The sequence below is a fragment of the Enterobacteriaceae bacterium ESL0689 genome, from assembly GCA_029433525.1.
Classification (GTDB): Bacteria; Pseudomonadota; Gammaproteobacteria; order Enterobacterales; family Enterobacteriaceae; genus JAQTIF01.
On the sequence record JAQTIF010000001.1, the window covers coordinates 1,933,712 to 1,956,509 of the forward strand.

General features: G+C 47.9%; 16 protein-coding genes and 1 tRNA gene. 11 read left to right on the plus strand and 6 right to left on the minus strand.

All coding sequences use genetic code 11. The features are described 5' to 3' along the window. Nucleotides 1–771: 771 nt before the first annotated feature. Both PT300_09360 and PT300_09365 read left to right on the plus strand, forming a co-directional pair. Nucleotides 772–2,568 (plus strand): pilus assembly protein, encoded by a 1,797-nt coding sequence (locus tag PT300_09360; protein ID MDF7680771.1) that lies wholly within the window; start codon nucleotides 772–774, stop codon nucleotides 2,566–2,568. 667 nt (nucleotides 2,569–3,235) lie between these two features. Then, complete coding sequence (locus PT300_09365) at nucleotides 3,236–4,999, plus strand: hypothetical protein (protein ID MDF7680772.1); 1,764 nt, start codon at nucleotides 3,236–3,238, stop codon at nucleotides 4,997–4,999. Nucleotides 5,000–5,088: 89 nt separating this feature from the next. On the opposite strand, the gene narL is transcribed toward PT300_09365, so the two are convergent. Together narL and narX are read right to left on the minus strand one after the other, a co-directional pair. Beyond that, nucleotides 5,089–5,742 (minus strand): two-component system response regulator NarL, encoded by a 654-nt coding sequence (narL, locus tag PT300_09370; GenBank protein MDF7680773.1) that lies wholly within the window; start codon nucleotides 5,740–5,742, stop codon nucleotides 5,089–5,091. 13 nt (nucleotides 5,743–5,755) lie between these two features. Further along, the gene (gene narX, locus PT300_09375; GenBank protein MDF7680774.1) at nucleotides 5,756–7,531 is read right to left on the minus strand and encodes a nitrate/nitrite two-component system sensor histidine kinase NarX; all 1,776 of its coding nucleotides are present in this window, start codon (nucleotides 7,529–7,531) and stop codon (nucleotides 5,756–5,758) included. Between the two features lie 222 nt (nucleotides 7,532–7,753). On the opposite strand from narX, the gene PT300_09380 reads away from it, so the two are divergent. The 6 genes from PT300_09380 to narI all read left to right on the plus strand — a co-directional run bounded on the left by PT300_09380 (nucleotide 7,754) and on the right by narI (nucleotide 16,272). Further along, a complete protein-coding gene (locus PT300_09380; protein MDF7680775.1) occupies nucleotides 7,754–7,876 on the plus strand; it encodes a hypothetical protein in 123 nt (40 codons plus the stop codon). Nucleotides 7,877–7,912: 36 nt separating this feature from the next. Beyond that, complete coding sequence (locus tag PT300_09385; protein ID MDF7680776.1) at nucleotides 7,913–9,304, plus strand: NarK family nitrate/nitrite MFS transporter; 1,392 nt, start codon at nucleotides 7,913–7,915, stop codon at nucleotides 9,302–9,304. Nucleotides 9,305–9,609: 305 nt separating this feature from the next. Next, a complete protein-coding gene (locus PT300_09390; GenBank protein MDF7680777.1) occupies nucleotides 9,610–13,353 on the plus strand; it encodes a nitrate reductase subunit alpha in 3,744 nt (1,247 codons plus the stop codon). Continuing rightward, nucleotides 13,350–14,888, plus strand: a complete 1,539-nt coding sequence (gene narH, locus PT300_09395; protein MDF7680778.1) for a nitrate reductase subunit beta — start codon at nucleotides 13,350–13,352, stop codon at nucleotides 14,886–14,888. The genes PT300_09390 and narH overlap by 4 nt, the downstream gene beginning before the upstream one ends. Beyond that, a complete protein-coding gene (gene narJ / locus PT300_09400; GenBank protein ID MDF7680779.1) occupies nucleotides 14,885–15,595 on the plus strand; it encodes a nitrate reductase molybdenum cofactor assembly chaperone in 711 nt (236 codons plus the stop codon). The genes narH and narJ overlap by 4 nt, the downstream gene beginning before the upstream one ends. Beyond that, entirely contained in the window at nucleotides 15,595–16,272 is a 678-nt protein-coding gene (gene narI / locus PT300_09405; protein MDF7680780.1) for a respiratory nitrate reductase subunit gamma, read from the plus strand. The genes narJ and narI overlap by 1 nt, the downstream gene beginning before the upstream one ends. 400 nt (nucleotides 16,273–16,672) lie before the next feature. Here narI and PT300_09410 read toward each other — a convergent pair. The 3 genes from PT300_09410 to PT300_09420 form a co-directional block, all read right to left on the minus strand. Next, nucleotides 16,673–16,757 (minus strand) — tRNA-Tyr (locus PT300_09410). A gap of 147 nt (nucleotides 16,758–16,904) precedes the next feature. Beyond that, on the minus strand, nucleotides 16,905–17,747 hold the full coding sequence (gene purU, locus PT300_09415; protein MDF7680781.1) for a formyltetrahydrofolate deformylase: 843 nt from the start codon (nucleotides 17,745–17,747) through the stop codon (nucleotides 16,905–16,907). A 42-nt stretch (nucleotides 17,748–17,789) separates the two neighbouring features. Next, nucleotides 17,790–18,248 (minus strand): YchJ family protein, encoded by a 459-nt coding sequence (locus PT300_09420; GenBank protein ID MDF7680782.1) that lies wholly within the window; start codon nucleotides 18,246–18,248, stop codon nucleotides 17,790–17,792. A 382-nt stretch (nucleotides 18,249–18,630) separates the two neighbouring features. On the opposite strand from PT300_09420, the gene rssB reads away from it, so the two are divergent. Both rssB and galU read left to right on the plus strand, forming a co-directional pair. Continuing rightward, entirely contained in the window at nucleotides 18,631–19,644 is a 1,014-nt protein-coding gene (rssB, locus tag PT300_09425; protein MDF7680783.1) for a two-component system response regulator RssB, read from the plus strand. Between the two features lie 228 nt (nucleotides 19,645–19,872). Next, nucleotides 19,873–20,775: a UTP--glucose-1-phosphate uridylyltransferase GalU gene (galU, locus tag PT300_09430; GenBank protein ID MDF7680784.1), complete on the plus strand. Its 903-nt coding sequence runs from the start codon at nucleotides 19,873–19,875 to the stop codon at nucleotides 20,773–20,775. Nucleotides 20,776–20,892: 117 nt separating this feature from the next. Here galU and hns read toward each other — a convergent pair whose 3' ends face one another. After that, nucleotides 20,893–21,300, minus strand: a complete 408-nt coding sequence (gene hns, locus PT300_09435) for a DNA-binding transcriptional regulator H-NS (protein MDF7680785.1) — start codon at nucleotides 21,298–21,300, stop codon at nucleotides 20,893–20,895. Between the two features lie 595 nt (nucleotides 21,301–21,895). On the opposite strand from hns, the gene tdk reads away from it, so the two are divergent. Then, nucleotides 21,896–22,516: a thymidine kinase gene (tdk, locus tag PT300_09440; protein MDF7680786.1), complete on the plus strand. Its 621-nt coding sequence runs from the start codon at nucleotides 21,896–21,898 to the stop codon at nucleotides 22,514–22,516. Nucleotides 22,517–22,798 lie beyond the last annotated feature (282 nt).

Genomic DNA, 22,798 nt, shown 5'->3' on the forward strand with positions numbered 1-22,798 from the left:
TGTCTGCCGTGTTGTACCGGATAATGATCGCCACCCCCTTCATGAATCGCCATCGGTGAGACGCCAGCCATCCGTACAGGATTATCCTGTTATCATTAAGCGCCTGATCGATCAGGCGCTTAGAGCCTATCCCATTAGGCTATTTTACTGGCCATTTTGTCCCTGGGCAGTGCTCGAAATCCTCACGTACTCCGTGTACGCTGCGGTTTCTGCGCGCTGTCCGTGTCCAAACTGGCTGCGCCAATAACGCCTAATGGGATAGGCTCTTAACGTTATGAATGATTATCAGATGTAATTTATGATGTAAATTTTATTGCAATGACTGACTGAGTTGATGATAAAAATATTATTATGATTATTTATTTTTACCACTAAGTATCTATTATATAATCAAGTTGAATTTTATATGTATATTTGTTGTTAATATAATATTGTAAAATAAAGATAAGAAATATAATAAATGACTAATGCTTTATTATTAATTGCAATGTTGATATCATTTTAAACTAATATTTACGTGAAATAATCAGTAACCCTGTGACATTAGTCGTGTTGATATTATCGCTCATGGAGCTTTAAATATAATTAAATGTTATTTTTTTGTGATTATTTTATCACTATTAAGAATGATTCGTTCTTAATGTTAATAAATAAAATACAAAGGTAACTAAACTAATATATTTAATCAATAAATGTCAACCCGGAATGGTTAGATGTTGCTTTTTACTGATTGTTTTGTAACGCGGATTTTTGTGTTGAGAGGCAGGGATCATGCGTCATCGCTTATTACGTTTTATTATTCATTTCTGGCGCCATGAACATGGCGCGGTAACGGTAATATTTGCCATCATGCTACCGTTATTAATACTGTTTTATTCCGTTGCTTTCGATGGTGCAAGAATGCAAAGCGGGCGCGCCAGGCTGGAGGATGCGATCAATCAGGGGGCGCTGGCTGTGGCGATGACCGATAATCGCAATCTCAGTGCAGAAGACAAAAAACAAAATATTGAGTTATTACATAATTACATTAGCTGGTATTTACCCGATGCTACAGTGTCTGATCAGGATCTGGTCATCAGCGAAAAATTACAGTATCACGCTAGCAGTAGCGAAAAACTGGCATCCATAGAATACAATGCCAGCGGGGTGGTTAATTTACGACCGATAATATCTGGCAACAGGAGCACAGGATCCGCTGCAACCGGGGTCGGATTTGAAGAATCAGTTAAAGTGAATGGCGGCGGCAATAACGGGAAAGTACGAAGATTTATTAAAGGCAACGCGGTATCGACAGATTATGCGCTGGTGCTGGATTTTTCGGGATCGATGAATCGTTCATCCGCTGAACCCGGTATGACGCGAATTGCTTTGCTGAAAAAAGTGGTGCAAAAATTCTCCAGTGATATGTTAAGTAACCGTACGCTAGCCAATAAGATCAGTATTGTTCCGTTTAGCATCGGTGTACCAGTGATCCTGCCTGGCAGCAATCCTTTTGGCGGCAATAACTTTGGCTGCTCATATGTTGGTAAATTTATAGCGAAATATGAAAATCTGGATATGAAGTTCTGGTATAACAAAGCAGAAAATACCAACAGTCGATTTCCGGCCTTCTCTTACAATGCGGATCGCACCTTGTTTAACTGGTATAAAAATGTTGTGGGGGTAGCAACCGGGCAATCGCTGGCTGAGATGGTGACAAAAGGCTGGTGCGTGAAAAATCCACAATCAGTCATGGGCATCAATGGCGGGCGAGCAGAATATAGCTGTGATGCCGATCGCTATGCCCGTTTATCTGAAAATGAAGCGAAGTTTCGAGCTGAATTTCCTTTAGTTAAAGAACTTATCGACTATCACCGTCAAACATATGCCACCTTCAACCGATATACCATGGATTTTGCTGGTCTGGTGGAGGGGGACTATATGTTTTCCGACCGTTCGATATTCACTTATAACTATGTCGTCAATAGCGATATTACCAGACCATTTGTGGAGGATTGTGTCTCGGCATTTGGCCGCAACGTGAACATCACCACCGCAAAAAGTGCACTAACCGATAGATCGGTAAAGCCTGAGTCATATCTTATCGATTTAACAGATGATATTTCGGTTATTGATCAGATTCAGCAGATGGCGGCAGTGTGGAGAGCGGAAAATATTAACTCGCTGGGAATGTTACGTGCGCTGCCGGTTCTGGCGAAAGGTAAGAACCCACGTAAAGTGATCATTGTGATATCGGATGGTATCGATACCGAGTATTCTGGCTCATCTAATAACCACTATCCTGATCATATTGGTCTGACTGAAGAGTTGTTTGTTAAGTATGATTTATGTGAAAAGATAAAATCCGGGCTAAAACGCTATCCCGCCGGTACACCGACCACAGAAGCTGATATCTTCTTTATTTTTACGGTCGATAATGAAGAAGCGCTCGCTTCTTTCGAGATGTGGGGTGATCATTGTGCCGGAAGAAATAACATTTTTCTCGCGACCAATTATCAGCAGCTAATAACCACATTAAATAACATTACTAACCGATCATCGATTAATTATGTTAATGATAAAGAATAAAATCAGTCACTTTTCTGTTATCCTGACTAAGCGCCAGGCCCACCTGGCGCTACTGGCACGGCCTCACTGATATTTACTTATTCTAATTCTATCTGTCGCAGTTATCTATTTTTCCCATTATGTGCATTAAATAATTAGCTAGTGTGTTATTTGAGTTTGATGATAATTATATCATGCGAATCGAATAGGCGGCGTATAAATTTAATCATAACTTTCTGTTATTTTAACTATTTATATTTTCATAATTAACATGATTAATATTATTTTAAGAGGATAATTTTGTAGAATAGATGAACATAATTTATTAAGCGATAGAGATAATCAATTATTTTATGCTTATAAATCGTCAATATGTATTATATGTTACTATCATTTTCAGGATATCCTTAAGCGTTAATAAATGCTTTGACTAATGTTGCATATTCTGTCATGCAGGCACGATGATGTCCTGTGATGTTTTTTTGGCCAGCAACACACAAAGTTATCATATTAATGAAATAGATGTTTTCGATATTATCTTACAAGGTGAAAATATCTGCTATTTGTATATGACATAACGTTTAAATATTAATAACTTTATCGTGTGTTTAATGTTAACAAATAATTGATGCCGATAAACAATAATATTTATTTTATAGCGGAGATTTTGTCCTGGGAGGAAAGAATTATGCGTAATCACTTGTTACGTGGTATTGTTCATTTCTGGTGCCGTGAATCGGGTGCCGTCATCGTCGCATTTGCCATCATGTTACCGTTGTTAATCCTGTTTTATTCGGTAGCCTTTGATGGTGCCAATGCACAAAGTGCGCGCGCCAGGCTGGCAGATGCGGTGAATCAGGGGATCATGGCCGTCGCGATGACCGATAATCGTAATACCAGCGCGGAAAACAAAAAACAGAATGTTGAAATGTTACATAATTATATTGCCTGGTATTTACCTGATGCCGTTATTTCTGACCGGGATCTGGCGGTCGTCGAAACACTACATTATAAATCATCTGGCAGCACAAAACTGGTGGCGGTCGATTACAGTGCCAAAGGTACGGTGGCCGTGCATCCGAAAATCAGCGGCAATAAAGAGAACAGTAATAGCGATATCATGATGGATGTCGGCTTTGAAGACAAGATTAAAGTGGCTGCCAGTGACAGTGCCGGGACAGTGCGCAGAACAATAGAAGAAACCGCTATAGCGACCGATTACGCGCTGGTACTGGATTTTTCTGGTTCGATGAATCATGATTCCGCTGAACGGGGTATGAAGCGAATTGAGTTGCTGAAAAAAGTGGTAACGGATTTTTCCACTAGCATATTAAGTAATCCCGTGGTCAATAACAAGATTAGCATTGTACCATTTAGTATCGGTGTGCCAGTGATCCTGCCAGGTACCAACGCGTTTGGTGGCAGGAATTTTGGCTGCTCCTATGTCGGTAAATTTAAACCCGAGTATGAAAAAGTCGATATGAACTTCTGGTACAATAAAGCGTATGGTCGTCGCTACTCTGGTAGTCCCACGCCTGGAAACTTTGCTTCTGCTGCTGATACTAATTTATTTTCCTGGTATAATGATGTCGTTGGACCGGCTATGGGGTTATCTCTGGATGAGATGACAACAAAGGGCTGGTGTGTGAAAAATCAACCAGGGACCAATCCGCAATATAGTTGTGATGCGGACCCTAATGCTAATTTATATAAAAACTATGATAAGTATCTTAACGAATATCCTGCATTCAGTAAACTCGCTACATATAACACTCAAAGGTATGTCACTTTCAACCGCTATACCATGGATTTTGCTGGCCTGGTTGAGGGGGATTATATGTTTACCGATCGTTCGGTATTCACTTATAACTATATGGTAAATGGTGGTGATAACCGTAGACCCTTTTATTATGACTGTTATTCGGCATTTGGTTCGCCATCTATCGCAGAATCAAGACGTCTGTTAACCAGTCCATCGGCATTGCCATACTCTTATCTGATCGATTTAACTGATAATATATCTGAAATCCAGAAGGTAAACTCAATGACTGCGCTATGGGGAGCGGAAAATATTAATTCACTGGGAATGTTGCGCGCGGTGCCGGTTCTGGCAAAAGGTAAGAGCCCGCGTAAAGTGATCATTGTGATATCGGATGGTATCGATAGTGACAATCTTGGTCTGACTAAAGAGTTGTTTGTAAACTATGATTTATGTAACAAAATAAAAGAGGGATTAACACGCTATCCGGCCGGCACGCCGACAAAAAAGGCCGATATCTTCTTTATTTTTACTGTCAATAATAGTCAAGCGGGCGCTTCTTTCGAGATGTGGGGTGATCACTGTGCCGGGAAAAATAACATTTTTCTGGCAACCAATTATAAGGATCTGATTGCGACCTTAAACGGTATCGCGACGCGCTCATCAGTTAATTATGTTAATAAAGATGAGTAAAACCTGGCGTTTTTTCTGGGTTATTGATTAATCCGTTGCCCCGCTGTTACCCGGTAGTTGCTGCTGCCGGGTAACAAAATCCGGATGGGTTATGACAGTAGCCGTTCCTGATGAACCCAGACTGCTGCTTCAACCCGTGATTTGAGTTTCATTTTTTTCAGCATATGCTTAACATGCACTTTTACGGTGCTTTCGGTAATATCCAGTCGTCGGGCAATCATTTTATTCGGTAATCCCTGGGCAATCAGCCTGAGGATATCGCGCTCGCGTGGCGTAAGCTGATTAATATCGCGCTCAGCCGTACCACGATTAGCACGCAGGCTGGCTGCCAGAACCGGGGTCAGTGCCTCACTCAGTACCATTTCACCCGCCGCAGCCTGTTGTAAGGCTTTGAGCAGCTCTTCCGGTTCCATATCTTTCAGTAAATAACCGTCAGCACCGCGTTTCAGGGCGCTGACGACATCCTCCTCATGATTAGAGACGCTAAAGACCACGATCCGGCCAGAGAGTGCTTTTTCGCGTAATTTATCCAGCGTTTCCAGGCCATTGATGCCGGGCATATTGAGATCCAGTAAAATCAGATCCGGGTCCCAGGTTTCCGCGAGTCTGATCCCCTGTTCGCCGGTTCCCGCCTCAGCAATCACGCGAATATCACTGGCCATACTAATCAGCTGCCTGACGCCAGTACGTAGCATCGGGTGGTCATCAATGAGAAGAATGGTTGCCTGCTCCTGTTGCTTCATAAGGTATTCCTTATCAGATTGAAACGGATTTTTCCGGGGTAAAGACCACCACCACTTCTGTACCACCGCTCTCCCGCTGGCGTATCTCGCACTGACCACGCAAACTTTGTGCACGGTCATGCATAATGATTAAGCCGTAGTGGTTATTGCGTTCGCTCTGCTCAGCGATACCCTTGCCATTATCGGCAATGACCAGGCGAACCTGATGATTTTGTTGTGCCACCGTAATGGTGATTTTGCTCGCCTGGGCGTGTTTTAAGGCATTATTCAGTGCTTCGCGGGTGATTTGCAGTAAGTGAATCGCCTGATGTGAAGGCACAAAGCGCGGCGGAAGCTGGTAATCCAGCACGACCGTAAAGCCAAAATGGGCGCTGTACTCCTGGCAACTGGCTTCCAGCGCCGGGCGTAATCCCGCCTCGGTTAACTGCAGGCGGAAGGTGGTCAGAAGCTCGCGCAGTTGTGTCCATGAGGAGTTCAGTTCACTACGTATCTGGCTCAGCAATTGGCGATTCTGTTCTGAAAGTGTTTGCCCCTGCATTTGCAGACAGCTGACCTGAAGCTTCATGCAGGAGAGCGATTGGGCGATGGAGTCATGCAGTTCGCGGGCAATCGTCGCGCGCTCTTCCATGACGATAAGCTGTTGCTGATATTCCTGATGTCTGTCCTGCGCCAGCGTGGCGGTCAGCTGCTCGACAAGGGTGCCGACTAACTGTTGCTGATCATAACTCAGATGATACCCGTCAGGCAGTGTCGCCAGCAGGATGCCATACTGGTGATGGGCATCCGCGAGCCGCCATTTTAGTGTGGTGTCACGCTTTGATGGCGAAGAGAGATGGCGTGGGCATAAGTGACAGCCTTGATCATCACATGGCAGATCAGAATGGCAGACAAATTCCTGATGATTTTCTTCATCTTCACAGTCATAAACACGCACTTCAATATCACGCAATAATGTCAGTCCCTGTAACTCATTGAGCACCGGAGAAATGCGTTCACCAAGCGGCGCACGGGTATGCAGACGCTGATTGGCCTGCCATAAAAAGGCGAGGATCTTGTTTTTCTGCTCCAGGCGGGCTGTTTTTTCCTGTACCCGCTGTTCAAGCACGGCATAACTTTGTGCCAGTTCGGCGGACATATTATTCAGTGCCATCCCAAGCGTCGCCATTTCATTACAGCCACTCATCGGGATACGCTGGCTAAAATCACGACGACTGACCGCTCTGGCCATCGCCAGTAACTGTTGCCACGGACGCAGCAACTGCATGCGGAGCCAGATAATGGTGAACAGTAATAACAGTGTCATGCCGATGGCCATAATGCGCTGCAGCCACACGACGTAACGAATGCGCTGCTCAGCGGTATGATCAAAGTCGGTCACCAGGTGATTTATCTGGTTAACAAAACGGGCGACATCCGCAGCGACACTGGCCGGGTGCCGCGCCTGTTTCAGGCCTGGGGCTAAATGGTGTTGCCAGTATTGCTGCAGGGCGGACAGTTGCTTTTCCTGACCATCCTGGCGGGCGGCATCCTGGAGTTCGACGCTGAATACCGTCGCGTTCATTTCAGCGAGCAATTCCTTATCACGTTCCTGCAGCGGGATCGCGGCCAGCAAACGGTAACTTTGCATTCGTAGTGAACCGGCTTTATTGATCGCATGAGCGCTCCCCTGGACACCCTGCATCAGGCGAGCCGATATCCCGATCCCGGTGATGCCAGTGAAGGTCGAGAGCAGAACAATGAACACCAGTTGATTGACCAGTGTCAGCGGGGTAAAAAAACGTTTTAACATATCATGCGTGGGTCCTGAGCAGCAAATCATTAGCCAGTGGCGTCAGTGGTAACATGTTTTATCAAGTATACTTAGCGTCTATCCTGTCAGGCGCAGCCAGTCTGGACACCGACAGTGCGCAGAAAGCGCCGTGTATCTTCATCGCTACCTATAACGTATTACCTACTAATTGCCGGGAGCGGATCGCTGTCAGCAACAGCGTAACGCCATTCAGGTAGCCATGTGAAAAGTCAGGTTTTTTTGCTGCCAAAAGACTACTCATTTGGGGTAATTATCGCCTGTCAGGAAATAAATGATAACTTTGTCTTTGATTTATATCAAACTATCACCCTCTATACCTTCTAAGGTAACGGCAAGATATATCAATAATCAGAGGTACTTATGAGTCAAACTTCCCCCACGGAACCGGGTCATCATGCTGTGATCACTGACTGGCGACCGGAAGATCCCCAGTTCTGGCAACAGTACGGTCATCGTATTGCAAACCGTAATTTATGGATCTCGGTTCCCTGTCTGATGCTGGCGTTTTGTGTCTGGATCGTGTTTAGTGTGGTGACCGTCAATCTGAATAAGGTGGGTTTTCATTTTACCGCCGATCAGTTACTGACACTGACCGCACTGCCTGCACTGGCGGGCGGCATATTGCGCGTGCCGTATGCGTTTATGGTGCCGCTGTTTGGTGGTCGTCGCTGGACCGCGTTTAGCACCGGGATCATGATCATTCCCTGTCTGTGGCTCGGTTTCGCGGTGCAGGACACGACAACCTCATACAGCACTTTTGTGATTATTTCGCTGCTGTGTGGCTTTGCCGGGGCTAACTTTGCTTCCAGTATGGCCAATATCAGTTTCTTCTTCCCGAAAAAAATGCAGGGGGGAGTGCTGGGAATTAATGGCGGCCTCGGTAATATGGGCGTCAGTGTCATGCAGCTCGTCGCACCGCTGGTGATTTCAGTGTCCATTTTTGCCGTTTTCGGCGCGAGTGGCACGATGCAACCGAATGGCTCTGAGCTGTATCTGGAAAACGCCGCCTGGATTTGGATACCGTTTCTGCTGATCCTGACCCTCGCCGCCTGGTTCTTTATGAATGATCTGGCGACCTCGAAAGCCTCATTACGCGATCAGTTACCGGTACTGAAACGCGGGCATTTGTGGATCATGTCGCTGTTATATCTGGCCACATTTGGATCGTTTATCGGTTTTAGTTCCAGCTTTGCAATCCTGACAAAAGGTTTGTTCCCACAGGTCGAAGTGCTGCATTACGCTTTTTTCGGCCCCTTTATCGGTGCGCTGGCGCGCTCAGTGGGCGGTACGATCTCTGATCGGCTGGGGGGGGTTCGTGTCACGCTGATCAATTTCGTGGTGATGGCGCTTTTCAGCGGCCTGTTATTCCTGACACTACCTGCAGAGGGCCAGAGTGGAAACTTTATGATCTATTTTGCCGTATTTATCGTTCTGTTTCTGACCTCCGGTCTGGGAAGTGCTTCTACCTTTCAGATGATCGCGGTTATTTTCCGTAAAATGACGGCTGATCGGGTTAAGGCGCAGGGTGGCAGTGACGAACAGGCGGCGCATGTTGCGACCACGGATACCGCCGCGGCATTAGGCTTTATTTCCGCGATTGGTGCCATTGGCGGCTTCCTGATCTCACAAGGATTTAGTTTTTCCGTCAAGCTGAGTGGCTCGCCGACCGATGCGATGAAAGTGTTTTTCATTTTCTATGTCATTTGCATCATCATCACCTGGGCGGTTTACGGGCGTAAATTCAACACCTGAATCGCCGTATCCAGTGAGCATCATGGGCGCAAACATGGCGCCCTTTTTTCTACCCCTTAATACCCTGATAAATAACAGATTGCTCTGTTAGCGACGATATTTTCATGTAATGCTTTAAAAAACAAAGTGATAGAAAAAAGTAGCTATACTCCTTCAGGAGTAGTGAGCAGGATACTGCAATTTATAACTTATTCTGCATTGATCATTATCAATTTTGCTTTGTTTTTATCGCGTTACCTTCACTGCCAGTTTCAGCAATGTCGATTTAATCAGAGAGCTATCAGGCTCCATACAGGAGAAAACCAATGAGTCAATTCCTGGACCGGTTTCGTTACTTTAGACAGAAGGGCGAAGCCTTTGCCAATGGCTATGGTCAGCTTATTAACACCAATCGTGACTGGGAGGAGGGATACCGTCAGCGCTGGCAGCATGACAAGGTGGTACGATCCACTCACGGTGTCAATTGTACTGGTTCCTGTAGCTGGCAGATTTTTGTAAAAAATGGCCTCGTCACCTGGGAGACACAACAGACTGATTATCCCCGCACTCGCCCGGATATGCCCAATCATGAGCCGCGTGGCTGCCCGCGGGGTGCCAGCTATTCGTGGTATCTTTACAGCGCAAACCGGCTGAAATATCCCTTAATGCGTAAACGGCTGATGAAGATGTGGCGGCAAGCAAAAGCGCAGCATCCTGATCCGGTTGTCGCCTGGGCATCGATTATCGAAGATGCCGAGCAGGCTAAAAGTTTCAAACAGGCGCGTGGTCATGGAGGGTTCGTGCGCTCCTCCTGGCAGGAGGTTAATGAGCTGATCGCGGCGGCAAATGTGTATACCGTGAAAACCTACGGCCCCGACCGGGTGGCCGGTTTTTCGCCGATCCCGGCGATGTCGATGGTCTCTTATGCCGCAGGTGCCCGTTACCTGTCACTGATTGGTGGCAATTGCCTGAGTTTTTATGACTGGTATTGTGATCTGCCACCCGCCTCCCCGCAGACCTGGGGGGAACAAACCGATGTGCCGGAATCAGCCGACTGGTATAACGCCAGTTATATTATCGCCTGGGGCTCCAACGTGCCGCAAACCCGCACCCCGGATGCACACTTCTTCACTGAGGTGCGCTATAAAGGAACGAAAACCGTCGCCATCACTCCTGACTACGCTGAAATCGCCAAATTATGTGATCTGTGGCTGGCACCCAAACAGGGTACTGACGCGGCGCTGGCGCTGGCAATGGGCCATGTGATCCTGCGTGAGTTCCATCTCGATAAACCGAGCCCCTATTTTACCGATTATGTGCGCCGCTATAGCGATATGCCAATGCTGGTCATGCTGGAGCCACGGGAGGGCTACTATGCCGCCGGTCGGATGCTGCGCGCCGCTGATTTAACCGATGCCTGCGGCCAGCAACATAATCCAGAATGGAAAACGGTGGCTTTTGATCAGCAGGGCCATCTCACGGTGCCGAATGGTTCGATCGGCTTTCGCTGGGGTGATAAAGGCAAGTGGAATCTTGAGCAGCGCGACAGCCACAGCGGTGATGAGGTGACACTCTCCCTCAGTATGCTGGGTCAGCATGATGAGATAGCGGATGTGGGCTTTCCCTATTTTGGCGGCGATGGCAGTGAATTTTTCAATAAAGTGACCTTACAAAATACCCTGGTGCACAAACTGCCGGTCAAACGGCTGATCCTGGCCGACGGGTCAACGGCGCTGGTTACCACGGTTTATGATCTGACGCTGGCCAATTACGGCCTTGATCGTGGCCTTGAGGACGAAAACTGCGCAACTTCTTATGATCAGGTCAAAGCCTACTCGCCCGCCTGGGCTGAGCAGGTCACTGGCGTTTCGCGCAGTCATATCATCCGTATCGCCCGCGAGTTTGCCGATAATGCTAATAAGACTCATGGCCGATCGATGATTATCCTCGGTGCCGGACTTAACCACTGGTATCACCTCGATATGAACTATCGTGGATTGATCAATATGTTGATCTTCTGCGGCTGTGTCGGACAGAGCGGTGGCGGCTGGGCGCACTATGTTGGCCAGGAGAAGTTGCGGCCACAAACCGGCTGGTTACCGCTGGCCTTTGCTCTTGACTGGCAACGGCCACCGCGCCATATGAACAGCACTTCGTGGTTCTATAATCACTCCAGTCAGTGGCGATACGAAACCGTGACCGCTCAGGAGCTGTTGTCCCCGCTGGCCGATCCCACACGCTACAGCGGTCATCTGATCGATTTTAATGTGCGTGCAGAACGGATGGGCTGGCTGCCCTCTGCGCCACAGCTTGGCACCAATCCACTGACCATCGCCGCGCAAGCGGAAAAAGCCGGCATGACCGCAGTCGAATATACGGTGAAATCGCTGAAGGAAGGCACGCTGCGTTTTGCCGCAGAACAACCGGAAAATGGCAAAAACCATCCGCGTAATCTGTTTATCTGGCGTTCAAATCTGCTGGGTTCTTCCGCGAAAGGCCATGAGTATATGCTGAAGTATCTGCTGGGTACGGAGCATGGTATTCAGGGCCAAGATCTGGGTCAGCAGGGGGGCGTTAAGCCAGAAGAGATGGAGTGGCACCCGCAGGGGCTGGAAGGCAAACTGGATCTGGTGGTGACGCTGGATTTCCGTCTGTCGAGTACCTGTCTGTACTCTGACATTGTGCTGCCCACCGCCACCTGGTATGAAAAAGATGATATGAATACTTCGGATATGCATCCGTTTATTCATCCGCTCTCAGCGGCTGTGGATCCGGCGTGGGAGTCAAAAAGTGACTGGGAGATTTATAAAGAGATCGCCAGAACCTTTTCACAACTCTGCGTCGGTCATCTGGGTAAAGAGACCGATGTGGTGACCCTGCCGATTCAGCACGACTCTGCTGCGGAGCTGGCGCAACCACTGGGGGTGCTGGACTGGAAGAAGGGCGAGTGTGAGTTGATTCCTGGCAAAACGGCGCCCCATATTATGACCGTGGAACGGGACTATCCGGCGACTTATGAACGCTTCACTTCGGTTGGCCCGTTGATGGAGAAAGTCGGCAACGGTGGTAAAGGCATTGCCTGGAATACAGAAAGTGAAATCGATTTTCTGCGTCAGCTTAACCGCTGCAAAATGGAAGGGCCCGCCAAAGGTCAGCCGATGCTCAGCACGGCGATTGATGCCGCAGAAATGATCCTGACGCTGGCACCAGAGACCAACGGTCAGGTGGCGGTGAAAGCCTGGGCGGCGCTCAGTCAGATTACCGGTCGTGATCTGACCCATCTGGCGATCCATAAAGAAGATGAAAAAATCCGCTTTCGCGATATTCAGGCACAACCGCGCAAGATTATCTCCAGCCCTATCTGGTCGGGTCTTGAAGATGAGCATGTTTCTTATAACGCCGGTTATACCAATGTGCATGAGTTGATCCCCTGGCGTACCCTCTCTGGCCGCCAGTCGCTGTACCAGGATCATCAGTGGATGCGGGACTTCGGGGAAAGCCTGCTGGTTTACCGTCCACCGATCGATACCCGTTCGGTGCAGGCGGTGATGGGTAAAAAGCCGAATGGTCATCCGGAAAAAGCGCTGAATTTCCTTACTCCTCATCAGAAGTGGGGTATCCATTCGACCTATAGCGATAATCTGTTAATGCTGACCCTGGGTCGCGGTGGCCCGGTGGTCTGGTTAAGTGAAGCCGATGCGCAGGAACTCGGCATTGCCGATAATGACTGGATTGAAGTGTTTAACAGTAACGGTGCGCTGACTGCGCGTGCAGTGGTCAGTCAGCGGGTGCCAGCCGGGATGACGATGATGTATCACGCACAGGAGCGAATTATGAATTTGCCTGGCTCGGAAATTACCGGTCAACGTGGTGGTATTCATAATTCCGTTACCCGTATTACCCCCAAACCGACCCATATGATTGGCGGCTATGCGCATCTGGCCTATAGCTTTAACTATTACGGAACCGTGGGCTCGAACCGTGATGAGTTCGTTGTAGTTCGTAAGATGAAGAATATTAACTGGTTAGATAATGAAGGTCGTGACCAGGTACAGGAGAGCGTAAAATGAAAATTCGTTCACAAGTGGGCATGGTGCTGAATCTTGATAAATGCATTGGTTGCCACACCTGTTCTGTTACCTGTAAAAATGTCTGGACCAGCCGCGAAGGGACAGAGTACGCCTGGTTTAATAATGTAGAAACCAAGCCGGGTGTCGGTTTTCCCCATGACTGGGAAAACCAGCAGAAATGGAAAGGGGGCTGGATTCGTAAAATCAATGGTCGCTTGCAGCCACGGATGGGCAACCGGGTTACGCTGTTAGGCAAAATTTTTGCTAACCCTGATTTGCCGGGGATGGATGATTACTATGAGCCGTTTGATTACGACTATCAGCATCTGCATGTGGCGCCAGAAGGTCAATATCAGCCTGTGGCCCGTCCCCGTTCGCGGATCACCGGGCAACGGATGGATAAAATTACCCACGGCCCAAACTGGGAAGATGATCTAGGCGGAGAGTTCGCCAGCCTGGCGAAAGATAGCAACTTCGCCCATGTCCAGAAAGCGATGTACAGTCAGTTCGAAAATACTTTCATGATGTACCTGCCGCGTTTGTGTGAACACTGCCTCAATCCGGCGTGTGTTGCCACTTGTCCGAGTGGCGCTATCTACAAGCGTGAGGAAGATGGCATTGTGCTGATCGATCAGGATAAATGTCGTGGCTGGCGGATGTGTATTACCGGCTGTCCTTATAAAAAGATCTATTTCAACTGGAAGAGCGGTAAGTCAGAAAAATGTATTTTCTGCTATCCACGTATTGAGTCCGGAATGCCAACGGTATGTTCTGAAACCTGCGTGGGGCGTATTCGCTATCTCGGTGTGCTGCTGTATGACGCCGATGCGATTGAGCAGGCGGCCAGTAGTGAAAATAAAAAGGATTTATATCAGCGCCAACTGGCGATATTCCTCGATCCGCATGATCCACAGGTGATGGCAGAAGCGCTCAAACAGGGGATACCGCAGGGGGTGATTAGCGCCGCGCAGCAGTCGCCGGTTTATAAAATGGCGGTGGAGTGGAAGCTGGCGCTGCCGCTGCATCCTGAGTATCGCACACTGCCGATGGTCTGGTATGTGCCGCCGCTGTCACCGATCCAGTCGGCCGCGGATGCCGGGGAACTGGGCAGTAACGGTATTCTGCCGGATGTCGAAAGTTTGCGTATTCCGCTCCAGTATCTGGCGAACTTATTAACCGCTGGCGATACCCAACCGGTGCTGCTGGCGTTAAAAAGGATGCTGGCAATGCGTCATTTTAAACGAGCCGAAACCGTGGACGGGGTGGTGGATACCCGTGCGCTGGAAGAAGCCGGACTGAGCGAAGCGCAGGCTCAGGAGATGTACCGGTATCTGGCGATAGCCAACTACGAAGATCGGTTTGTGGTGCCGGGTGATCATCGTGAACTGGCACGCAATGCGTTCCCGGAACAGGGGGGCTGTGGTTTTACGTTTGGTGATGGCTGTCATGGTTCCGATACGACTTTCAATCTTTTCAATAGCCGACGTATTGATGCCATTGACGTCACCAGCAAAACCGAGGAGACACAGTCATGATCGAACTTATCATTGTTTCTCGTCTGCTTGAGTATCCTGATGCCGGTTTATGGCAGCATCAGCAGGAGATCGCCGAGGCCATCGCTTCGGGTGAAACGTTCAGCCACGAGGATGCCCGGCGGCTGGATGCTTTTTTGCATCAGTTGACGGGCGAGGATCTGTTAGATGCGCAGGCCGCTTACAGTGAACTGTTTGATCGGGGACGGGCGACCTCACTGCTGCTGTTTGAGCATGTCCACGGCGAGTCCCGTGATCGGGGTCAGGCGATGGTAGATCTGCTGGCGCAATATGAACGTCATGGCCTGATCCTCGATAGTCGCGAGTTACCTGACCATTTACCGTTGTATCTGGAGTATCTGGCTCAGTTACCGCAAGAGGAGGCCTTGCGCGGATTACGGGATGTCGCGCCGATCCTGGCGCTACTCCATGCCCGTCTGCAACAGCGTGATAGCCGCTATGCTCTGTTATTTGAGCTGTTGCTGAATCTGGGACAAACAGCGGTGGATAGCCAGAAAGTGGCGGAAAAAATCAGCACCGAGGCCCGCGATGATACGCCGCAAGCACTGGATGCGGTATGGGAAGAGGAGCAGGTGAAATTCTTTGCCGATAAAGGGTGTGATTCGTCTGCTATGGCGGCTCATCAGCGGCGTTTTGCCGGGGCGGTAGCTCCGCAATATCTGGATATCTCTGCTGGAGGGCAACCATAATGCATTTCCTCAATATGTTCTTCTTTGACATTTATCCCTATATTGCGGGATCGGTGTTTTTAATCGCCAGCTGGCTGCGTTATGACTATGGCCAATACACCTGGCGGGCAGGTTCCAGTCAGATGCTGGATAAAAAAGGGATGCATCTGGCATCCAATCTGTTTCACGTCGGTATCCTTGGCATTTTTGTCGGGCATTTTTTCGGCATGTTAACGCCACACTGGATGTATGAAGCGTTCCTGCCGGTGGCGGTGAAACAAAAAATGGCGATGCTGGGTGGCGGAGTCTGTGGCGTGATGACGCTGGTGGGCGGGGCGCTATTGCTGAAACGTCGCCTGTTGAATCCCCGGATACGGGCCACCACGACAGGCGCCGATATCCTGATCCTGATATTGCTGGTGGTGCAGTGCGTGCTGGGATTACTCACTATTCCGGTCTCTGCCCATCATAGGGATGGCAGCGAAATGATGAAACTGGTTGCCTGGGCGCAAGCGGTGGTGACTTTCCACGGCAATGCTGCCGGGCATCTGGAGGGGGTTGCATTTATCTTCCGGCTGCATCTGGTGCTGGGGATGACGTTATTCCTGTTATTCCCGTTCTCCCGGCTGGTACACATCTGGAGTGCGCCGGTGGGGTATCTGAGTCGGCAATATCAGATTGTCCGCGCCCGTCGCTGACAGGGCGCTTCATTATCTGCCTGATGCCGCGTTGTGCTGAAGTGTCTTCAGCCATTTAGCGGCAAAAACAGTACGGGTATGGCAAGCGTGATCACTGGATTAGGTCATTTATTCCATCAGATCGATGCCATGCCCGCTTAATATGGTTGTTATGCGCTTCTTAGAGCCTATCTTACTTGCTATTTTGGCCCTGGGCCATGCTCGAAAACATGTACGCTGCGGTTTCTGCGCGCTGTCCGTGTCCAAACTGGCTGCGCCAATAACGCCTGGTGGGATAGACTCTTAATAAATAAACAGCCGGGCAACATCGCGGGAGGGCTTGCCATTCAGTGCTGTTCGTTGTGAGCGTTCGCGGGAATATAACAGGATATGAAGGGTATTTTAGATAAATAAAAAGTGATGGTGGTGGGGGAAGGATTCGAACCTTCGAAGTCGAAGACGGCAGATTTACAGTCTGCTCCCTTTGGCCGCTCGGGAACCCCACCACAGGCGCTAAGCCGCTTTCTCCTCAGAAAGCGCGCGCATTATATCAGATAACAGCTTTCTGTAAAGCGTTGAGCGGGTAAAAGTCAGTTGATTGCCCGAATTTTACCCATTCAGCGCCAGAATGATCCGGCCTGTTATGCCAATGATTAAAGAATAATCGTCCGATTGCCGTAGACGAATACACGTTGCGCTAAAACCTGATATAACGCCTGGCTCAGAACATTTTTCTCTACATCACGCCCTGCACGCATCATATCTTCAGCGGTATAGGTGTGATCGATGTGAATCACATCCTGCATAATAATCGGACCTTCATCGAGGTTATTATTAACGTAGTGGGCGGTAGCACCGATAAGTTTTACACCGCGCTCATAAGCCTGGTGATAAGGCCGCGCACCGACAAAAGCGGGCAGAAATGAGTGATGGATATTAATAATTTGTTGTGGGAAGCGGGAAACAAACTCTGGCGTCAGAACACGCATGTATTTGGCCAGAACCACATAGTCGGGAGTATAAGAATCAATCGCATCACCCATTTGCTGGTCATGCTCTTCGCGCGTTAACCCTTCATGACTGATCAGGCGGAAGGGAATATCAAAACGCTCAACCAGCGCACGTAGGGTATCGTGGTTGCCAATAACCGCAGCAATTTCAACATCCAGGCCACCGTAGCTGGCTTTCATTAATAGATCACCGAGACAGTGAGCCTCTTTTGTTACCAGAATTACGATACGGCGGCGATCAGCCGGTACCAGCTCACGGATAGAGCTTTGCGGGAGAGCACTATCAAGATCAGCCAGCAGCACCGCATCATTGAAAATCCCCTCTAACTCAGTACGCATAAAAAAGCGCCCGGTACGATGATCAACAAATTCGTTGTTTTGTATAATATTGAGTTCGTGTTTGTAACAAATATTGGTGATACGCGCGATGAGTCCTTTTTGGTCGGGGCAAATCGTGCGTAGTATTTTTCGTTGTGATAAGTGCATCGCGAGGAAAATCCTTTCTTTTTTTCTATGGCTGGTACCCTGTTACTGGTCGCAGCATTTTTTGAATTTTTTACCTGAACCACATGGACAAGGCGCATTACGACAGAGTGACGGCCGACTGCCCGCGATATAGTACCATTGTCCGTTTTCCTTTAAGAATCGTGACCGCTCAATAATAACCCCAGGGTGTTTATCATCGATAAAACGTGCGATGAAACTGACAAAGCCTTCATCAGGGGTGCGACCTTTTTCGATGGCAAAAACAGTCAAACCCTGCCAGTGCGTGGTGGTGAACCCTTTTTCTAAGTCAGCGTGAAATTGTTGTGCCTGACAGCTGGGATGCCAGGTGCTGATGAGATAATCGGCGTTTTTCATCACGAAAGCGCTGTATCGGGAACGCATCAGTTTTGCGGGATCGGGTGCCAGTAATCTGCCACTCAGATATTGCTGACAACATGCGTTATACTCCAGGGCACTACCGCAAGGGCATAATAGTGACATTGGGTCTCCACGGGGAATCTTCCGGCCTGTTGCGCGATGTTAACAGAGTTGCTGAAGTTGTGCCTATATGCATAGCAGAAAATATATATCCTTAGCGCCTGGCCCATCAGGCTATTTTACTTACCATTTTGGCCCTGGGCAGTGCTCGAAATCCTCACGTACTCCGTGTACGCTGCGGTTTCTCCGCGCTGTCCGTGTCCAAACTGGCTGCGCCAATAACGCCTGATGGGCCAGGCGCTTAGTACCTTGTGATAACGTTATCGTGTTGGCAGAGGGCTGGACTTCTTTCCGCGTTGTCTATCTCCTCATACTCAGTCAATATGAAGAGAAGATAGTATCAGTGAGATACCACTATTTTATTTCGGCAGTCAGAGGAGACGCTATGACACAGCCACTGGCAGGAAAACAGATTCTGATCGTGGAAGACGAAGCCGTTTTCAGCACGCTTTTGCAGAGCTGGCTGGTTTCATTAGGGGCGACAACGGTGCTGGCTTCGGAAGGTATTGAAGCGCTGAAAAAAGTGGCTGAGTCGGAACCTGATTTGATGATTTGTGATATCTCAATGCCAGGAATGGATGGCTTGCAACTGGTTGAGAGTTTGCGTAATCAGGGCAATCAACTGCCAGTGCTGATGATTTCAGCAACCGAAAATATGACCGATGTCGCGCAAGCGATGCGTCTGGGAGTGCAGGATATAATCTTAAAGCCGATAAAAGATTTTAATTTATTGCGCGAAACGGTCTACGCCTGTTTATATCCCACCATGTTCAATTCACGGGTGAAAGAAGAAGCGCATTTATTTGCTGACTGGGATGCACTGGTGAATGATCCCTCAGCGGCATCACGGCTGTTGCAGAACCTGCAGCCCCCCGTGCAACAGGAAGTCTCACAGTGCCATATTCGTTATCGTCAGTTGGTTCTGGCCGACAGGCCGGGGCTGGTGCTTGATATTGCACCATTATCGGAAAACGATGTGGCTTTTTATTGTCTGGATGTGACGCGAGCGGGTGATAATGGTGTTCTGGCAGCATTATTGCTACGGGTATTATTTAATAGTCTGTTACAAAAACCATTAATTCATCAGGGACAACAGTTACCCGAGATGGCAGATTTGTTAAATAAAGTGAATCAATTACTGCGGCAGGCGAGTTTACCGGGGCAATTTCCTCTGCTGGCAGGCTATTATCGTCACGATTCACAAAATTTAACATTAGCTTCCGCCGGCCTGGACGCTATTTTGAATACCGGTGGGCAACAGATTCCGCTTAGTGTCGGGGTTCCCTTAGGCACATTAGGTGAGGTTTATTTCAATCAAATAAGTGAGCACTGTCGTTCATGGGAATGCCTGGTCTGGGGAAAGGGAGGACGTCTGCGTTTAATGTTGTCTGCGAAATGAACAGTTATATCGGTATCTATATCTGTTTTCATGATTTGCCGTCATCGGGATAGCAGGGAATAACGATATCAATATCAAACTTTCTTCTGTGGTGCTACTATTTGGGCTGATAAGTAAAAGCCCTGAATCAATAAAATATGAATCTTTTTACCCCAGTTCTGTCTGAGTGAACTGAGATAATGAGCAGATTAATAAAAGTTTGAAAAACAAACAGACAAGGAGATATCGATGACTGCCTCTCATTCTAAAGTAAAAAAAGCGGTTATCCCGGTTGCAGGATTAGGTACCAGGATGCTTCCTGCGACTAAGGCTATTCCAAAAGAAATGTTGCCATTAGTCGATAAGCCTTTAATTCAGTATGTTGTTAATGAGTGTATCGCCGCCGGGATTGCAGAAATTGTTCTGGTTACTCACTCTTCGAAAAACTCGATCGAAAACCATTTTGACACCAGTTTTGAACTGGAAGCCATGCTGGAAAAACGTGTTAAACGCCAGTTGTTGGAAGAAATTCAATCTATTTGCCCACCCCATGTCACGATTATCCAGGTTCGCCAGGGGCTGGCCAAAGGTCTTGGTCATGCGGTTCTGTGCGCACATTCGGTGGTCGGAGATGAGCCAGTCGCCGTTGTTTTGCCGGATGTTATTCTGGATGAATATGAATCGGATCTGTGCCGTGACAATCTGGCAGAGATGATTGCCCGGTTTGATGAAACCGGTGTCAGTCAGATTATGGTGGAGCCTGTCGCTGATGTCACTGCTTATGGTGTCGTTAATTGTAAAGGTGAATCGTTACAGCCTGGTGAAAGTATTCCCATGGTGGGTGTGGTGGAAAAACCGAAAGCAGATGTGGCACCTTCGAATCTTGCCATTGTCGGTCGCTATGTATTAAGTGCTGATATCTGGCCACTATTAGCCAAGACGCCTCCAGGTGCGGGTGATGAAATTCAGTTAACAGACGCTATTGATATGCTGATAGAGCAAGAAACCGTTGAAGCGTATCATATGAAAGGCAAAAGCCATGACTGCGGAAATAAGCTGGGTTATATGGAAGCTTTCGTCGAGTATGGTATTCGCCATGACGCTTTGGGAGAGGACTTTAAAGCCTGGCTGAAAGAAACTATCGAAAAGTAATTGTTTTCAATAGCGATAATAATCGTGGTATGTCAGTTTTTGGCGATGCAACGTTAGCTATGCGAATCGGATAAGAAAAATCCCGCGTTAGCGGGATTTTTTTAATGCAAAACGTTATTAAAGCAGGAAATCGTCCAGCGTTTTATTCTCTTCATCGATGGCTTTTTTGATTACAGCCGGCGTCCGTCCCTGGCCAGTCCAGGTTTTAGTCTCACCATTTTCATCAATATAGCTGTATTTCGCCGGACGAGCCGCACGTTTAGTTTTGGTGCCTGCTTTGGTCGCTGACATAGTATTAACTAGCTCATTGAGATCAATACCATCAGCGATCAACATTTCACGATATTGTTGCAGCTTACGAGTCCGCTCTTCAATTTCTGCGGCTGCGGCAGTTTCTTCTTCACGACGTTCGTTGACAACAACTTCTAATTTTTCCAGCATTTCCTCTAATGTTTCGAGGGTACACTCTCTGGCCTGAGCGCGGAGAGTACGGATATTGTTCAAAATTTTAAGTGCTTCGCTCATTGTAGTAATCTCAAATTTATACTGGGGGAGAACAAACATGGCTGTAATAATAGAATGATATAATCAGATGTGCAATAGGCAAGGGGGATATGAATTCAAATTAATTGTTATTTAGCGGTTGGTTTATTTAATTTAAGCTAAATTTTCGTACAATTTCACATCTGAAACTACGCAACGCTTAAGCCGACGCTACCGGGAAAGTTAGATTTTCAGATACTCCTGCGGCAAATTCATACTTTTCCGCTATAAATATTCTCTTGCAAAATTAGGGGATTAGGCATGATAGTCGCTAATATAATACAGTGGATAACGACTCAATATTAGGTACCTGATGACAAGCTTTATATTGGTTTTATTGCCAGGCGCTTTACCCGGCTGGACATATCAGGTAAAAATCAAAACCGTTGTTGGCTGATTAGCCATGCATTTATTGACCAGTGATGACAGGCATTATTCAGCAGATAACCGTTGCTGCAATTAAAGAAGAGTCGGTCAGTCACGATCATGACGTGCGTGCCGGAAAGGGCAGGGTGTCACAGGAAATATGTTACAATTTTATTGAAGTGAAACACTTTTGATTGGGATTATGTCACTGATGGCTCAACTCTATTTTTACTATTCTGCCATGAACGCAGGTAAATCCACGGCCTTATTGCAGTCAGCGTATAATTATCAGGAAAGGGGTATGCGTGCCCTGGTTTATACCGCTGAAATTGATGACCGCTTTGGTGCGGGTAAGGTGAGTTCAAGGATTGGTCTGTCATCTCCCGCCAGGCTATTTAATCCGCAAACGGATTTATTGACGGATATTACCGCGGCACATGCACAGCAGCCGGTTCATTGTGTTCTGGTGGATGAAAGCCAGTTTCTGACGCGCGAACAGGTATTTGCATTGTCTGAAGTCGTTGACAAGCTGGCTATTCCGGTGCTGTGTTACGGATTGCGAACGGATTTTCGCGGTGAATTATTCGGTGGTAGTCAGTATTTGCTGGCGTGGGCGGATAAGCTGGTTGAATTAAAAACGATCTGTTTTTGTGGTCGTAAAGCTGGCATGGTGCTTCGTCTCGATCAACAAGGGCGCCCTTATAATAGTGGGGAACAGGTGGTTATTGGAGGCAATGAATGCTATGTGTCTGTCTGTCGTAAGCATTATAAAGAAGCCTTACAGCTGGCATCATTGAGTGAGGTACAGAATAAATACACCCCAGGCAAGTAACAGCTTCCCGATGGCTATCAGTGGCATTTCTGACGCCTGATGGCAGGTTGATACGACTTTTTTACCTGTGAGATAAATTTCGCGGAAATAGTTATATCACTTTATATTGATTGTGCATTAATTAGCGCCTGACCTATCAGTCTATTTGACTGGCTATTTTGGCCCTCGGCAGTGCGCGAAATCCTCACGTACTACCTGTACGCTACGGTTTCTCCGCGTTGTCCGTGTATCAATAACGCCTGATGGACCAGGTGCCCGGTCACTAATCTCTCCGATAAGCCA

Bases quoted from the DNA above. Each gene is read 5' to 3' on its own strand.
- PT300_09360 (MDF7680771.1), top strand. From the start codon at position 772: ATGCGTCATCGCTTATTACGTTTTATTATTCATTTCTGGCGCCATGAA.
- PT300_09365 (MDF7680772.1), top strand. From the start codon at position 3,236: ATGCGTAATCACTTGTTACGTGGTATTGTTCATTTCTGGTGCCGTGAA.
- narL (MDF7680773.1), bottom strand. From the start codon at position 5,742: ATGAAGCAACAGGAGCAGGCAACCATTCTTCTCATTGATGACCACCCG.
- narX (MDF7680774.1), bottom strand. From the start codon at position 7,531: ATGTTAAAACGTTTTTTTACCCCGCTGACACTGGTCAATCAACTGGTG.
- PT300_09385 (MDF7680776.1), top strand. From the start codon at position 7,913: ATGAGTCAAACTTCCCCCACGGAACCGGGTCATCATGCTGTGATCACT.
- PT300_09390 (MDF7680777.1), top strand. From the start codon at position 9,610: ATGAGTCAATTCCTGGACCGGTTTCGTTACTTTAGACAGAAGGGCGAA.
- narH (MDF7680778.1), top strand. From the start codon at position 13,350: ATGAAAATTCGTTCACAAGTGGGCATGGTGCTGAATCTTGATAAATGC.
- narJ (MDF7680779.1), top strand. From the start codon at position 14,885: ATGATCGAACTTATCATTGTTTCTCGTCTGCTTGAGTATCCTGATGCC.
- narI (MDF7680780.1), top strand. From the start codon at position 15,595: ATGCATTTCCTCAATATGTTCTTCTTTGACATTTATCCCTATATTGCG.
- purU (MDF7680781.1), bottom strand. From the start codon at position 17,747: ATGCACTTATCACAACGAAAAATACTACGCACGATTTGCCCCGACCAA.
- PT300_09420 (MDF7680782.1), bottom strand. From the start codon at position 18,248: ATGTCACTATTATGCCCTTGCGGTAGTGCCCTGGAGTATAACGCATGT.
- rssB (MDF7680783.1), top strand. From the start codon at position 18,631: ATGACACAGCCACTGGCAGGAAAACAGATTCTGATCGTGGAAGACGAA.
- galU (MDF7680784.1), top strand. From the start codon at position 19,873: ATGACTGCCTCTCATTCTAAAGTAAAAAAAGCGGTTATCCCGGTTGCA.
- hns (MDF7680785.1), bottom strand. From the start codon at position 21,300: ATGAGCGAAGCACTTAAAATTTTGAACAATATCCGTACTCTCCGCGCT.
- tdk (MDF7680786.1), top strand. From the start codon at position 21,896: ATGGCTCAACTCTATTTTTACTATTCTGCCATGAACGCAGGTAAATCC.